Genomic DNA, 13,378 nt, shown 5'->3' on the forward strand with positions numbered 1-13,378 from the left:
TTATCCAGGCGATGTGACACACAGGTTTTGCGACGGTTTCGCCGCCGAACGGGGATAAATCCCCTCGCCACAGGGGTCAAGCAGGTCTTCATGAAATGGATTGTGAGGTTTTTATGTTTGATTACACCGCTCGCCCTGAATTGCTCAAGGATCGGGTCATTCTGGTCACCGGTGCCGGCCGTGGCATCGGCGCGGCTGCGGCGAAAACCTATGCCGCCCACGGTGCCACCGTGTTGCTGCTGGGCAAGACCGAAGCCAATCTGACCGAGGTCTACGACGAGATCGAAGCAGCGGGCCACCCGCAACCGGCGGTGATCCCGTTCAACCTCGAGACCGCCCTGCCCCATCAATATGATGAGCTGGCCGCGATGATCGAAACCGAGTTCGGCCATCTCGACGGCCTGCTGCACAACGCTTCGATCATCGGCCCGCGCACGCCGATCGAACAACTGTCCGGCGAAAACTTCATGCGCGTCATGCAGGTCAACGTCAACGCGATGTTCATGCTGACCAGCACCCTGCTGCCGTTGCTCAAGCTGTCCCAGGATGCTTCGGTGGTGTTCACCTCCAGCAGCGTCGGGCGCAAGGGTCGCGCGTACTGGGGCGCTTACGGTGTGTCGAAATTTGCCACCGAGGGCCTGATGCAAACCCTGGCCGATGAAGTGGAAGGCGTTGCGCCGGTACGCTCCAACAGCATCAACCCGGGCGGTACGCGCACCAGCATGCGCGCGCAGGCTTATCCAGGGGAAAATCCGCTGAACAACCCGACACCGGAAGAGATCATGCCGGTGTATCTGTACCTGATGGGCCCGGACAGCGCGGGCGTCAATGGCCAGGCTTTCAACGCCCAATAACGCCATACGTCGCATTTGTTGCCGCGGCAGAATGCTGGCGCGGCAAGCGATTGCCGCTCATAACCGTCACAAAGCCGCCAATAACCCAGCGCGGCCGCCCGGCATCCGCCAGCAAGTCATTGATTCGAAAAGCTTTAAATTAAATCGAACCGAATGGCACGGGTTTCGCTCTAAATTCCCTCAAAACATGCCGTGTGATGGCCATGGGGCAGACGCCGATTTCGATAGCTGACTGATCGTCTTGCGGCAGACTAAACTTACGCCAAATGTCCTACGGGACTGATGGATCAGTACGACGCGCAGCCCATAGCCGCTCTCACCCAGCCTGTAAGACAGACTTACTGCTTAGGGGCTCACGCCATATGAAATCTCCTTCCCAGACCCATGCAATTGACTTTGACAGTGCCAAATTGCAGCGCCTGGGCTTCGGTCAACTACCGGCGCTGATCGAGCGCCCGACCAGCCTGGCGCAACTGCGTCAGCAAATGAGCCTGCAACTGCAAACCAGCCTGGAGCCTCAGCGCATCCTTGGCCTGTTCTTCCGCGAAATCCAACGCCTGGTGCCACTGGACGCCCTGAGCTATGTGCATCAGGCCAGCGACTTGCGCCTGGAGTTCGGCGCGCGCGGCCACCACTCGGTCAGCTACACCCTGAGCCACGAAGGCGAGCACATGGGCGAGCTGGTCTTCCGCCGCAATCAGCGTTTCAATGACAAGGAACAGGGCGACCTCGAGTCGCTGCTGTCCTGCCTGCTGTACCCGATGCGCAACGCCCTGCTCTACCGCGCTGCGACGCAAAGTGCCTTACGCGACCCGTTGACCGGTGCCGGCAATCGGGTGGCCATGGAGCAGACCTTGCAGCGCGAGATCGACATGTCGCGCCGCCATGCGCAGCCGCTGTCGGTACTGATGCTCGACATCGACCACTTCAAACGGGTCAACGATGACCACGGGCATGGCGCCGGTGATGAGGTGCTCAGAGCCATTGCCGCGTCGATCAAGGCGCAACTGCGCAACGTCGACATGGTGTTCCGTTATGGCGGCGAAGAGTTTCTGATCCTGCTGTCCAACACCGGTCGCGAAGCGGCGGCGATGGTCGGCGAGCGTTTGCGCCAGGCGACGCAGTCGGAGGAATACTTTGCCGATGGCCAGTTGATCGAGATCACCGTGAGCCTGGGATGCTCGACGTTACTGCCGGGCGAGTCGGCGGACAGCTTGCTGCGCCGGGCCGACAGCGCGCTCTATGTCGCAAAGCGCGAGGGGCGGAACCGGCTGGCGATGGCTGGCTGAAAAACAATTGTGGGAGCGAGCCGGCTCGCGAAGAGGGAGTGTCAGACAACGATTCGTTGCATGACCCACCGCTTTCGCGAGCAGGCTCGCTCCCACAGTTCGATCAGCTTTCGGTTACGGTCCGGCGCTCGCGGTTGACCAGCAAGCGCTCCGAAGTCTCCAACTGCATGCACCGCTCCAGAAACAGGTACATGTAGTCATAACTCTTGCAGATCGCCTGCCGCAGCTCGGCCTGCAACGCCTTGCTCGGGTTCATGCCGGCGAGGGTGCAGATGATTTCCAGCGCTTCCCACGGGTGGGCATCGTCGTACTGGGCATGCATCTTCAACCACTTCATCGCGCGCTTGCGGTCCTCTTCCGAGAACGCCGCGGCGTAAACCCCGGTCGAGCAGACCACCGCTGACCACTCCCCGGTCGCCCCCTCGATCGCATAGTTGGTCGCGGCAATCGCCACGATCAGCGAATCCGCCGAGCTGGTGTGCCAGCACCAGTGACTCAGCGCATGCAGCTCCGGCGGCACTTGCTGGGCCTGGAGATCTTCGAGACTGACGCCATGGGCGCGACTCCAGTGCATCCAGTAGTCGGCGTGATTGAGTTCGACGCGGATGTTGCGCATCAGCCAGCGCCGCGCCATGTCTTCGCCGGGATGGCGGGCGAAGCGGGTCTTGGTCAGGTTCTGCGCCATGTACAAGGCAAACTGCTCGACCACCGGCCAGCCGCCGATCAGGTACTGGCGCATGGTTTTCGCGCTGAGTCTGTTGTCGCGCATGCGCTGATAAAGTTCATGTTCGACAACCCGGCGCTTGCTCTCGCTGCAATCCTTGATGAGCTGTTGCGCCCAGGCAGGATAACTTGCAGCTTCCATGAGGGGTCCGGTTCGGTTGAATGTGTCGATCACTGTTCGGCTCCTTTTGAGTTGTGATGGCAAGGATCGGCGAGAGACTTCAACGGAACGTGCCAGGCGCTTTGAACAACAACGGCTGCGGTCTGGCAGGGCGACTTTGCAAACTGTCACAGGTAAATAATTGCGGACGCTCGATGACATACCCCTGAGCGTAATCCACACCTATTTCAAGCAATGCCTGTTCGATCTGGTTAGTTTCAACAAACTCGGCAATTGTCTGCTTACCCATGACATGGCCGATGTGATTGATCACTTCGACCATTGCCCGATTAATCGGGTCGTCCAGCATATCCTTAACGAAACTCCCGTCGATCTTCAGGAAGTCTACAGGCAAATGTTTCAAGTAAGCGAATGAAGACATTCCGGCACAAAAATCATCCAGAGAAAAGTGACAGCCTAAGCCTTTGAGTTCATTGATAAAACGAATTGCACTGCCAAGATTTGCGATTGCACTGGTTTCAGTAATTTCAAAACAAATCATTTCAGGCGGTATAGCGTAGTTAACAAACTGTTCCCGCAGGAAGTGCAAAAACGCGTCATCTCCTATAGTAATGCCTGACAGATTAATCGCACACATCGCCAAAGGAAGTTCATGTTCCTGTTCAATACACTGGGCAATAACCTTGAAAACATTTTCAACTACCCAGCGATCTAACTGAGTCATCAAACCATATCGCTCCGCTGCCGGAATGAAGCTGTCAGGCAAAATCATCCGCCCGGATTCATCATGCAAACGCAGGAGAATTTCGATGTGTCCAGCCTGGCCGGGTTGCGGCTTGAGTGGCGCGATCTGCTGGGCATAAAGGCAAAAGCGGTTTTCTTCCAGCGCCATGTGCAGCCGTTGCACCCAAGCCATTTCACCGAAGCGCATGGACAGTTCGGAGTCGTCCGCATGATAGACCTGCACGCGGTTGCGGCCCTTTTCCTTGGCCATGTAGCAGGCCATGTCCGCCGCACGCAGAGAGGCTTCAAGGGTGGTCGGATTCTGCGCGACATGCACCAGGCCGATACTGACTGTGGTCAGGAACGGCCGCCCCTTCCAGACAAAATGCAGGTTCTGCACGGTCTGGCGCAGGCTTTCGGCAATCTTCTCGGCGATGTCCGGCGGGCAGTTCTCGAGCAAAATACCGAATTCATCGCCGCCCAGTCGCGCCAGGGTATCGCCCTCGCGCAAGTCTGATTGCAGCAGCGTGCAGATGTGCCGCAGCAACTCATCGCCCGCCGCGTGCCCGCAGGTGTCGTTGACCAGTTTGAACTGATCCAGATCGAGGAACATCAGCGCGTGCCGCCCGGGCTGGCGCGTCAGTTTGTGCAAGGCCTGTTCGAGGCGATATTCGAATTCGCGGCGGTTGGCCAGACCGGTCAGGGCATCGTGAGTCGCCTGCCAGGACAGATTGGCGATGTATTGCCGCTCCTGGGTCATGTCGTGCAGCACCAGCACCGTGCCGCTGACATTCCCGGCATTGCGGATCGGCGCGCCGACCAGGGTCACCGACAGGGTGCTGCCGTCCAGACGCTGGATCAGCTTGGAATGTTCGCTGCCGCCGCTGAGCTGGCCACTGAGAATGTGCTCGATCAACGTCAGCCCTTCGGTCTGGGCGTTGTCGTCAAGCAGGTTGAACAGCGCCGACAACGGCAGCCCTGCCGCCTGCTCGGCCTTCCAGTGCGTCATGGCCTCGGCGGCCGGGTTCATGTAATCGATCGCGCCGTTGACGTCGGTGGTGATCACGCCATCACCAATCGACTGCAGAGTGATATGCGCGCGATCCTTTTCCAGTTGCAGCGCCTGGGCAAACTCATGGCGCTGCTTGAGCAGTTTGTGCGTGCGCCACAGCGCCAGCGCGATCAGACCCAGCGCGGTGGCCAGGTTGGTGAACAGCAGCAGGCGCATGATCACCCGCGAGCCTTCGCCCAAGGCATCGCTGAAAGCCTTGGCCGCTGGGGTGACTGCATCGTTGATGGCGAAGATCTGTAACTTCCAGCGCTGCACATCGCCGGGACTGGCCTGGTTCTGCGCAATGCCTTGGTGCATCTCCTGCGCGACTTCGTGCAGTCGGTCGAGATAGGCATCGCCAATCGTCCAGCGATCGATCGCGGTTTCCAGATAACTGTAGTGGCGGAAATTGAGGTACAGCCAGATGACGCTGGAGACATCGTCTGGATGATTACCGCCCTTGAGAATGCCTTCGCGCGCCGCTTGCAGATCCGGCGGCTGACGATCCAGAGCCAGACGCAATTGGTGCCCGCCCTGGGGCACGGCGATCGCCGCCAGGTATTTGCGATAGATCGCCTCGTCACGGCTGTCGGCGTAGAGGTTGAGGTAATAGATGGCGTCTTTCTGGCCTTTGGACCACAGGCTTTCGCCAGCGACGTAGCCACGCACGGCCGAAAGCACGTAAAGGCTCACGCCCCCCAGTAATGCCTGGAACACCACGACAGCAATAAAGGGCCAGACGATACCCAACAACCGTGGTGTTCCCAGAGTCTGCTTTTGCTTCATGAGAGTCCTTGCATGAGCACTGCCCGCTCGCCTTCCGGGCGAATTCGCTATGACGAGACTAGGTGGGGTTCTCGTTCAAGGCAAGGCGCGGCGTTACACCGCGCGCAGAACCTCTGACAGGTCGGCGAGGGTTTCGATCAGTGCTGTTGCAAGTTGCCGTAGAGCTTGGCGTACAGACCGCCGTCGGCGATCAGTTGGCGATGGTCGCCGTCCTCGGCGATCTGCCCGCCGTCGAACACCAGCACGCGGTCCGCCTGTTTCACCGCCGACAGGCGATGGGCAATGATCAGCGTGGTGCGGCCATGGAGAAATTTCGCCATCGCCTGGTGCAGGTTGTACTCGGTGGCGGCATCGAGGGCCGAAGTGGCTTCGTCGAGAATGACTACTTTCGGCTCAGCGAGAATCATCCGCGCAATCGCCAGACGCTGGCGCTGACCTCCGGACAAACGCACGCCGGAGCGACCAACGATGCTGTCGAGGCCAGCGGGCAGCGCTCGGATGGTCGCGGCCATTTGCGCAATTTCCAGCGCCTGCCAGCAGGCTTCGTCGCTGCGCATGCGGCCCATGGTCAGGTTGGCGCGCACGCTGTCGTTGAACAGCGCCGGATGCTGCAGCACCACCGCGACGTTCTCGCGCACGGTCTCCAGACCGATCTCCTGCTGGGTCGATCCGCCGAAGCGAATGGTCCCGGCCGCTGGTGTGTACAGACCCAGCAGCAACTGCACCAAGGTACTTTTGCCGCCGCCGCTGGCGCCGACGATCGCGACTTTTTCGCCGGGCAGGATCGACAGGTTCATCTGGTCCAGCACCAACTCGTCGCCATAACCGAAACTCAGGCCTTGTACCTCGATGCCGACGGTGTCGCGCCCCTTGAACGGATCGACGCCGCCGGGATACTGCGGCTCGTCGGCGCGCGCCAGCAGTTCATTGATCCGCGTCAGCGCGCCGCCCGCTGCGTAATAGGCGTATTGCAGATTGAGCAGCTGTTCGACCGGGCCAATCATGAACCAGAGGTAACTGAACACCGCGAGCATCTGCCCGATCGACAGGTCGGAAAACAGCACGGTGAGCATCGCCGCCGCGCGGAAGATGTCGATGCCGAACTGGAACAGCAAACCACTGGCGCGGTTCGAGGCGTCGGTTTTCCACTGCGAGTTGACTGCGTAGTTGCGCACTTCCTGCGCGCGCAAACCGAGGCGCCCGAGGAAATAGCCCTGGCGGTTGCCGGCGCGCACTTCCTGAATCGCATCGAGAGTTTCGCTCAGTGCCTGGGTGAAGCGCGAGGTGCTGTCGTTCTCGAGTTTTTTCAGGTGTTTGACGCGCTTGCCCAACTGCACCGTGGCGTATATCACCAACGGGTTGAACAGCAGAATCAGCAGCGCCAGCTTCCAGTGCATCCACATGAGGATGCTGGCGGTGCCGACCAGGGTCAGCATCGCGACGAGGAAGCGGCTGAGGGTTTCACCGACGAATTTGTCGAGGGTGTCCAGATCGGTGACCAGGTGCGTGGTCACCGTGCCGCTGCCGAGGCTTTCGTATTCGCCGAGGGAAATGCGTTTGAGCCGCTCGATCAGGCGCACGCGAATGCGGTAGACGATGTCCTTGGCCAGGCGCGCGAACAGCCGCGACTGCAACACGCCAAAACACAGGGCGCTGCAACGCAAGGTCAGGGTCACCACCAGCATCAGGCCGATATAACCCGCCGCCTGCTGCCACATGCTCGGCAGAAAATGGTTCATGACTTTCAGTGCGGCATCGCCGTGGCCGAGCAGCACTTCGTCGACCAGCAACGGCAGCAGCAACGGGATCGGCACGCTGCACAGCGTCGCCAGCACGGCTACGCCGTTGGCGATCCACAGGGATTTCTTGTGATGCAGTGCCAGACGCCGGACTTCAGCCCAGCTCAGCCGGTCGACACGCTCTACTGTTGGCGTGTCATCGGCGCGGTCAGACACAGGCCGCGCGCTCCAGCCAGCGGCCGAGCAACGGCGACAGCTCGCTGAGCGGTTGATAACCGTTGGTGAGCAGCGCCAGTTGCCCGTTGCGCTCGGCCAGCAGGGTCGGAAAACCAGCGATGCCCAAGTCCTGCACCCAGGTGAAATCAGCCTGGGTCGCCCTGTGCTGATCGGCATGATCGAACAACGCCGCGAATTCAATACGCGGCACACCGGCCTGCTCCGCCAGTTCGACCAGCACGCTGGCCTGAGTGACATCGCGACCTTCGGCGTAGAACGCCTGCTGGATCATCCCGACCAGTGTCCACGCGCAATCCGGCGCCAGACTGCGCGCGGTGACAATCGCGCGACAGGCAGGCTCGGTGTCGTAGACAAAACCGTCAGGCAACGCGCCGTCGAACTTGAACGGCTGGCCGGTGGCCTCGGTGACCGCTTGCCAGTGCTCGAGAATGTAGCGCCGCGTGGTCGGCTCCAGCGCCGAACCGCTGCCGGTGCGCAACCCGCCGACCACCAGATGCAGCTCCACTCCGGCTGCCTGCGCCTGCTCGACCAGTGCCTTGGCCACCGGAGCAAACCCCCAGCACCATGAACACATCGGATCCATCACGTAGAGCAGGCGCGCAGACATGGTTAAGCCTCGGTGGATGCTTGCTTATAGTTGTAGCCGATCGGGTGCGGCTGGTTGCGCGCCTTGGCCAGTTCGATCTGTTTTTGCCGATCGATGGCGCTGCGCCGGGTCTTCTCGCTGAGCTTGTCCCAGCAATGCGGGCAACTGATGCCGGCGACGTAGTGCTCGGAGGCGCGATCTTCAACGCTGACCGGCGTGCGGCAGGCATGACATTGATCGTAGTCGCCTTCCGTCAGGTCGTGACGCACGGTGACGCGGTTGTCGAAGACGAAGCAGTCGCCGCGCCATTTGGTTTCTTCCTGCGGCACCTCTTCGAGGTACTTCAGGATGCCGCCCTTGAGGTGGTAAACCTCTTCGAAGCCCTCGCCGAGCATGTAGCTCGAGGCTTTCTCGCAGCGAATGCCGCCGGTGCAGAACATCGCGACCTTCTTGTGCACGGCCGGGTCGAAGTGTTCTTTGATGTAGTCGGGAAATTCGCGAAAACTGGTGGTTTTCGGATCGATGGCGCCTTCGAAGGTGCCGATCGACACTTCGTAATCGTTGCGCGTGTCGATCAGCAGCACTTCCGGGTCGCTGATCAGTGCGTTCCAGTCCTGCGGCTCGACGTAGGTGCCGACCTTCTTGTTCGGGTCGACGCCTTCGACGCCAAGGGTGACGATCTCTTTCTTCAGCTTGACCTTGGTGCGATAGAACGGCTGTTCGTCGCAGTACGATTCCTTGTGGTCGATGTCGACCATGCGCGGATCGTTCTTGAGCCAGGCGAGCAGGCCGTCGATGCCTTCGCGGCTGCCGGAAACCGTGCCGTTGATGCCTTCTTCGGCGATCAGCAGAGTGCCTTTGATGCCGTTGTCGACCATCGCTTGCAGCAGTGGCTCGCGCAGGTCAACGTAATCTTCGAGGGTGACGAACTTGTACAGTGCCGCCACGACAATCGGTTGTGTCATGGGTATTTCTCCAGGTGGCTACCCTCGCAAAGGGTGAACCGGATTCAAAAAAAACGCGCCGGCTAAGCGGCGCGTTGCGGATTCTAGCAAAAACATGATGTGTTTTGGATTTGCTCAGTCTTCTGTGACAACACAAAACCTGTGGCGAGGGGATTTATCCCCGTTGGGTGGCGAAGCAACCCTAAACCCATTCAGCCCCGTTCCTTCTGCCAGGACCGTGGTTACAGGGTTTACGACTGCTGCGCAGCCGAACGGGGCGGTGCGACGTTTCGCTAAATCCCCTCACCACAAAAATCCCGCCACATCCAAAATCAGTGCTTGCTACCGCCAGCACAGGTCGGCGACGCCGGGGCGCCGTCGATCTCTGCCCATTCCTGCGGGGTGTAGGTGTGCAGCGCCAACGCATGGAACTCGCCCATCAGCTCGCCGAGCGTGCCGTAGACTTTCTGGTGGCGCTTGACCCGGTTCAGGCCTTCGAACTGCGCGCTGACCACCACCGCCTTGTAGTGGGTCTGTGACCCGCGACTGTGCATGTGGCTTTCGTCGAGCACTTGCAGGTGCTCAGGCTGTAACAGGGCCAGCGTCGATTCGATGCGTTGTTGCATGGTCATCACGAACTCCGCTTACTTCTTCTTGGCTGGCGCCGCGGCCGGGGTCAGCTCTTTGGTCATGTCGTCGAGCAGCTTGTTGACCACTGGCACCGCGCTTTCCAGTTTGCCCTGGGTCATCTGCGCCGATTGCTGGGTCAGCTGCGGCATTTTTTCCAGGACCTTTTTGCCCAGTGGCGACTGGTAGAAGGCAACCAGATCTTTGAGCTCGGATTCGCTGAAGTTGCTGGTGTAGAGCTTGACCATGTCGGGCTTGAGCTTGTTCCAGCCGATGGCCTGGTCCAGCGCAGCGTTGGCCTTGGCCTGGTAGGTTTCGAGCACGGCTTTCTTCGACTCAGGCGCTTTGGTCTGTTCAAAGCGCTGGGCGAACATTTGCTGCACTTGCATGTACACCGGGGTACCCAGCTTGTCAGCGTGAGCCAGCGTCAGGAAAGCTTCGGCACTGGCGTTGTGGCTGGCGGTATCGGCAAGCACCTGGCCGCTGGCGCAAACCAGTGCAACCGCGGTACAGATGGCGCGAAGACGAGTCATCGAGTTTCCTTTAAGCAAAGCGAGGTCGAACCCCAAGGGCGACCATTCTGCGCCTAACAATCGCTATGGCTCAACCCCCGGCCCTTGCCGCGCTTGATTGGCGGGGTTTTGCGGTCAACAATCGAGCCGATGGAACCACCCGGGCCGACGCCGGCCTAAATTGCGCCAACAGACCAACAGGAGTGTGCACGATGAGCCGTATCGAAACCGACAGCCTGGGCCAGATCGAGGTCCCGGACGACGCTTACTGGGGTGCTCAGACGCAACGCTCGCTGATCAACTTTGCCATTGGTCAGGAACGCATGCCGCTACCGGTGCTGCACGCCCTGGCGCTGATCAAGAAAGCCGCCGCACGGGTCAACGACCGCAACGGCGACCTGCCTGCCGACATCGCCCGCCTGATCGAACAGGCCGCCGATGAAGTGCTCGCCGGCGAGCATGACGAGCAGTTCCCGCTGGTGGTCTGGCAGACCGGCAGCGGCACCCAGAGCAACATGAACGTCAACGAAGTGATCGCCGGTCGCGCCAACGAACTGGCCGGCAACCCGCGCGGCGGCAAGTCGCCGGTGCACCCGAACGATCACGTCAACCGCTCGCAAAGTTCCAACGACTGCTTCCCCACTGCCATGAGCATCGCCACCGCCAAAGCGGTGCAGGAACAACTGCTGCCGGCGATCGCCGAGCTGTCCGGCGGCCTCGCTGAACTGGCGGCGCGCCATATGAAGCTGGTGAAGACCGGACGCACGCACATGATGGACGCGACGCCGATCACCTTCGGTCAGGAACTGTCCGGTTTCATAGCGCAACTGGATTACGCCGAGCGCGCGATTCGTGCCGCGCTGCCGGCGGTCTGCGAACTCGCTCAGGGCGGTACCGCCGTCGGCACGGGGCTGAATTCGCCGCACGGTTTCGGTGAGGCGATTGCCGCCGAGCTCGCTGCACTGTCCGGTCTGCCGTTCGTCACCGCGCCGAACAAGTTCGCCGCGCTGGCCGGTCATGAGCCGCTGGTAACGCTGTCAGGTGCGCTGAAAACCCTCGCCGTGGCGCTGATGAAAATCGCCAACGACCTGCGTCTGCTGGGCTCAGGTCCTCGCGCAGGTTTCGCTGAAGTGAAGCTGCCGGCCAACGAACCGGGCAGCTCGATCATGCCCGGCAAGGTCAACCCGACCCAGTGCGAAGCGCTGTCGATGCTCGCCTGTCAGGTGCTCGGCAATGACGTGGCGATCGGTTTTGCCGCCAGTCAGGGGCACTTGCAGCTGAACGTGTTCAAACCGGTGATCATCCACAACCTGCTGCAATCGATCCGTCTGCTTGGTGATGGCTGCAGCAACTTCCAGCAGCACTGCATCGCCGGGCTCGAACCGGATGCCGAGGTCATGGTCAAGCATCTGGAACGGGGGCTTATGCTGGTGACCGCGCTGAACCCGCACATCGGTTATGACAAGTCGGCGGAGATCGCCAAGAAGGCCTACAGCGAAGGGCTGACTTTGCGTGAGGCTGCGTTGCAGCTGGGTTATCTGACTGATGAAGAGTTCGATGCCTGGGTGCGCCCGGAGAACATGATCGAGGCTGGCGCCAAGGGCTGAAATCTTCAGCGCCTGGAAGTCAGCCTTCGCGAGCAAGCTCGCTCCCACAGGAAAATTGCATTGCAAAGTGGGAGCGAGCCTGCTCGCGAATTCAGGCGCCGCCGATCTTCAGCCAGGCACAGTCCTGGCCCGTCGCGCCCTGAGCCCGGCAATCAACGATGGCCCCAGCGCCACCAGCGCCGAACCCAGCACCACCAGCACCGCCCCGCCATAGCCCAGCGCATTGATCTGCTCGGCATGCACATAGTCCGGCCAGATCCGCGCCGCAATCGCCACCGCCACAAACGTCACCAGCGGCGTGATCGCCAATGTTGCGCTGACCCGCGATGCTTCCCAGTGCGCCAGTGCTTCGGCGAATGCGCCGTAGGCGATCAAGGTGTTCATGCAGCACGCCAGCAACAGCCAGCCCTGCAACGGGCTCAGGTTCAGCGCTTCAAGCGGATGCACCCACGGCGTCAGCAATAGCCCGCAGAACAGATAGATCACCATCATCACCTGCAACGAATTCCACACCGTCAGCAATTGCTTCTGGCCCAGCGCATAGAAGGTCCAGACCGTCGACGCCAGCAGCACCAGCAGCACGCCGGCGGTGTAGTCGGACAGCGAGGTCAGCAGCTCCGCCAGGCGCTGATTGAAGAACAGGCCGAAGCCGATCAGCAACACCAGCAAGCCGATGCCCTGGCCAATGCTGAAGCGCTCCTTGAACACGAACAGACTGGCGATCAGCAGCATGATCGGCCCCATTTGCACCACCAATTGCGCGGTGCCGGGGCTGAGCAGGTTGAGGCCCATCAGATACAACACGTAATTGCCGACCAGCCCCAGCACCGCCATCAGCACCAGCCAGCCACCCTTCGGCCCGAGCACCTTGCGACTTGGCAGGCGCTTGACCGACGCCAGATAGATGAACAGGCAGCCACCGGACACCATCAGGCGAAACCAGGTCACCGTGACCGGGTCCATCACCTGCAATACCTGTTTGAGCTTGATCGGCAGGATGCCCCACAGAAACGCGGTCAGCAGCGCCAGGAACAGTCCGTACACCCAGCGCCCCGATGAAATGTGCATGCGAACCCCAAAAGCCTGCTGACAAGAGCACTCATTCTAGGCGTCCGGCTGCGCACAACACAGGGACAGTTACCGCCAGGCCGCGAATGAAACTGTGCAGGTCGCAGCAGTAAACCGGCGCGCCGCCGTTGATCGGCCGGGCAGGCGCGCCAAGTGCTTCAGGCATAAGCTGATTGCAGACTTTTCAACGCATAGCAGGGAGACCTACATGTACGCCATGCGCGCCGAGGACAGCGCCCCCGCCACCCGTTTTCGCAGCGACCGCGTGTGTCGGGTCAATGGCGAGCTGTATTTCAGCACCCGGGAAAATACCCTCGAAGGGCCGTATGACAGTCAGGTGATCGAGCGGGAGATTCAGGCTTATATAGCGCGGATGCAGCGGCAGGGTTCCAGCCGCTGAACCGCGGCGCTGCCTTCGCGAGCAGGCTCGCTCCCACCTGTCTCTTATACACATCTGACGCTGCCGACGAACAGTGTATGGTGTAGATCTCGGTGGTCGCCGTATCATTAA

At 60.7% G+C, this 13,378-nt stretch carries 12 protein-coding genes; 4 read left to right on the forward strand and 8 right to left on the reverse strand.

The window, feature by feature from the left end; genetic code table 11:
- Positions 1–113 precede the first annotated feature (113 nt).
- Together AC0IXA_RS17540 and AC0IXA_RS17545 are read left to right on the forward strand one after the other, a co-directional pair.
- A complete protein-coding gene (locus AC0IXA_RS17540) occupies positions 114–854 on the forward strand; it encodes a YciK family oxidoreductase (protein ID WP_024013876.1) in 741 nt (246 codons plus the stop codon).
- 362 nt (positions 855–1,216) lie between these two features.
- Positions 1,217–2,143 (forward strand): GGDEF domain-containing protein, encoded by a 927-nt coding sequence (locus AC0IXA_RS17545; protein WP_024013877.1) that lies wholly within the window; start codon positions 1,217–1,219, stop codon positions 2,141–2,143.
- Positions 2,144–2,246: 103 nt separating this feature from the next.
- Here the strand turns inward: AC0IXA_RS17545 and AC0IXA_RS17550 are convergent, their stop codons facing one another.
- The 7 genes from AC0IXA_RS17550 to AC0IXA_RS17580 form a co-directional block, all read right to left on the reverse strand.
- Positions 2,247–3,008 (reverse strand): TenA family transcriptional regulator, encoded by a 762-nt coding sequence (locus AC0IXA_RS17550; RefSeq protein WP_471814060.1) that lies wholly within the window; start codon positions 3,006–3,008, stop codon positions 2,247–2,249.
- A gap of 79 nt (positions 3,009–3,087) precedes the next feature.
- The gene (locus AC0IXA_RS17555) at positions 3,088–5,547 is read right to left on the reverse strand and encodes an EAL domain-containing protein (protein ID WP_471814062.1); all 2,460 of its coding nucleotides are present in this window, start codon (positions 5,545–5,547) and stop codon (positions 3,088–3,090) included.
- Between the two features lie 137 nt (positions 5,548–5,684).
- Complete coding sequence (locus AC0IXA_RS17560) at positions 5,685–7,502, reverse strand: ABC transporter ATP-binding protein (protein ID WP_071173174.1); 1,818 nt, start codon at positions 7,500–7,502, stop codon at positions 5,685–5,687.
- Complete coding sequence (locus AC0IXA_RS17565; protein ID WP_471814073.1) at positions 7,495–8,097, reverse strand: DsbA family protein; 603 nt, start codon at positions 8,095–8,097, stop codon at positions 7,495–7,497. The genes AC0IXA_RS17560 and AC0IXA_RS17565 overlap by 8 nt, the downstream gene beginning before the upstream one ends.
- Positions 8,098–8,132: 35 nt before the next feature.
- Positions 8,133–9,074: an oxygen-dependent tRNA uridine(34) hydroxylase TrhO gene (gene trhO, locus AC0IXA_RS17570; RefSeq protein WP_016770934.1), complete on the reverse strand. Its 942-nt coding sequence runs from the start codon at positions 9,072–9,074 to the stop codon at positions 8,133–8,135.
- 311 nt (positions 9,075–9,385) lie between these two features.
- On the reverse strand, positions 9,386–9,685 hold the full coding sequence (locus AC0IXA_RS17575; protein ID WP_016770935.1) for a BolA family protein: 300 nt from the start codon (positions 9,683–9,685) through the stop codon (positions 9,386–9,388).
- 12 nt (positions 9,686–9,697) lie between these two features.
- Positions 9,698–10,213, reverse strand: a complete 516-nt coding sequence (locus AC0IXA_RS17580; protein ID WP_016770936.1) for a DUF2059 domain-containing protein — start codon at positions 10,211–10,213, stop codon at positions 9,698–9,700.
- 191 nt (positions 10,214–10,404) lie between these two features.
- On the opposite strand from AC0IXA_RS17580, the gene AC0IXA_RS17585 reads away from it, so the two are divergent.
- Positions 10,405–11,799: a class II fumarate hydratase gene (locus tag AC0IXA_RS17585; protein ID WP_471814065.1), complete on the forward strand. Its 1,395-nt coding sequence runs from the start codon at positions 10,405–10,407 to the stop codon at positions 11,797–11,799.
- A gap of 108 nt (positions 11,800–11,907) precedes the next feature.
- Here AC0IXA_RS17585 and AC0IXA_RS17590 read toward each other — a convergent pair whose 3' ends face one another.
- Positions 11,908–12,867 carry a DMT family transporter gene (locus AC0IXA_RS17590; RefSeq protein ID WP_341639336.1) on the reverse strand — a complete coding sequence of 320 codons (960 nt, stop codon included), beginning with the start codon at positions 12,865–12,867 and terminating at the stop codon, positions 11,908–11,910.
- A 208-nt stretch (positions 12,868–13,075) separates the two neighbouring features.
- Here AC0IXA_RS17590 and AC0IXA_RS17595 point away from each other — a divergent pair, with 208 nt between their 5' ends.
- Positions 13,076–13,267 carry a DUF6316 family protein gene (locus AC0IXA_RS17595; RefSeq protein WP_122603652.1) on the forward strand — a complete coding sequence of 64 codons (192 nt, stop codon included), beginning with the start codon at positions 13,076–13,078 and terminating at the stop codon, positions 13,265–13,267.
- Positions 13,268–13,378 lie beyond the last annotated feature (111 nt).

The organism is Pseudomonas sp. AC083, assembly GCF_979253165.1.

Bases quoted from the DNA above. Each gene is read 5' to 3' on its own strand.
- AC0IXA_RS17540 (WP_024013876.1), top strand. From the start codon at position 114: ATGTTTGATTACACCGCTCGCCCTGAATTGCTCAAGGATCGGGTCATT.
- AC0IXA_RS17545 (WP_024013877.1), top strand. From the start codon at position 1,217: ATGAAATCTCCTTCCCAGACCCATGCAATTGACTTTGACAGTGCCAAA.
- AC0IXA_RS17550 (WP_471814060.1), bottom strand. From the start codon at position 3,008: ATGGAAGCTGCAAGTTATCCTGCCTGGGCGCAACAGCTCATCAAGGAT.
- AC0IXA_RS17555 (WP_471814062.1), bottom strand. From the start codon at position 5,547: ATGAAGCAAAAGCAGACTCTGGGAACACCACGGTTGTTGGGTATCGTC.
- AC0IXA_RS17565 (WP_471814073.1), bottom strand. From the start codon at position 8,097: ATGTGTTCATGGTGCTGGGGGTTTGCTCCGGTGGCCAAGGCACTGGTC.
- trhO (WP_016770934.1), bottom strand. From the start codon at position 9,074: ATGACACAACCGATTGTCGTGGCGGCACTGTACAAGTTCGTCACCCTC.
- AC0IXA_RS17575 (WP_016770935.1), bottom strand. From the start codon at position 9,685: ATGACCATGCAACAACGCATCGAATCGACGCTGGCCCTGTTACAGCCT.
- AC0IXA_RS17580 (WP_016770936.1), bottom strand. From the start codon at position 10,213: ATGACTCGTCTTCGCGCCATCTGTACCGCGGTTGCACTGGTTTGCGCC.
- AC0IXA_RS17585 (WP_471814065.1), top strand. From the start codon at position 10,405: ATGAGCCGTATCGAAACCGACAGCCTGGGCCAGATCGAGGTCCCGGAC.
- AC0IXA_RS17590 (WP_341639336.1), bottom strand. From the start codon at position 12,867: ATGCACATTTCATCGGGGCGCTGGGTGTACGGACTGTTCCTGGCGCTG.
- AC0IXA_RS17595 (WP_122603652.1), top strand. From the start codon at position 13,076: ATGTACGCCATGCGCGCCGAGGACAGCGCCCCCGCCACCCGTTTTCGC.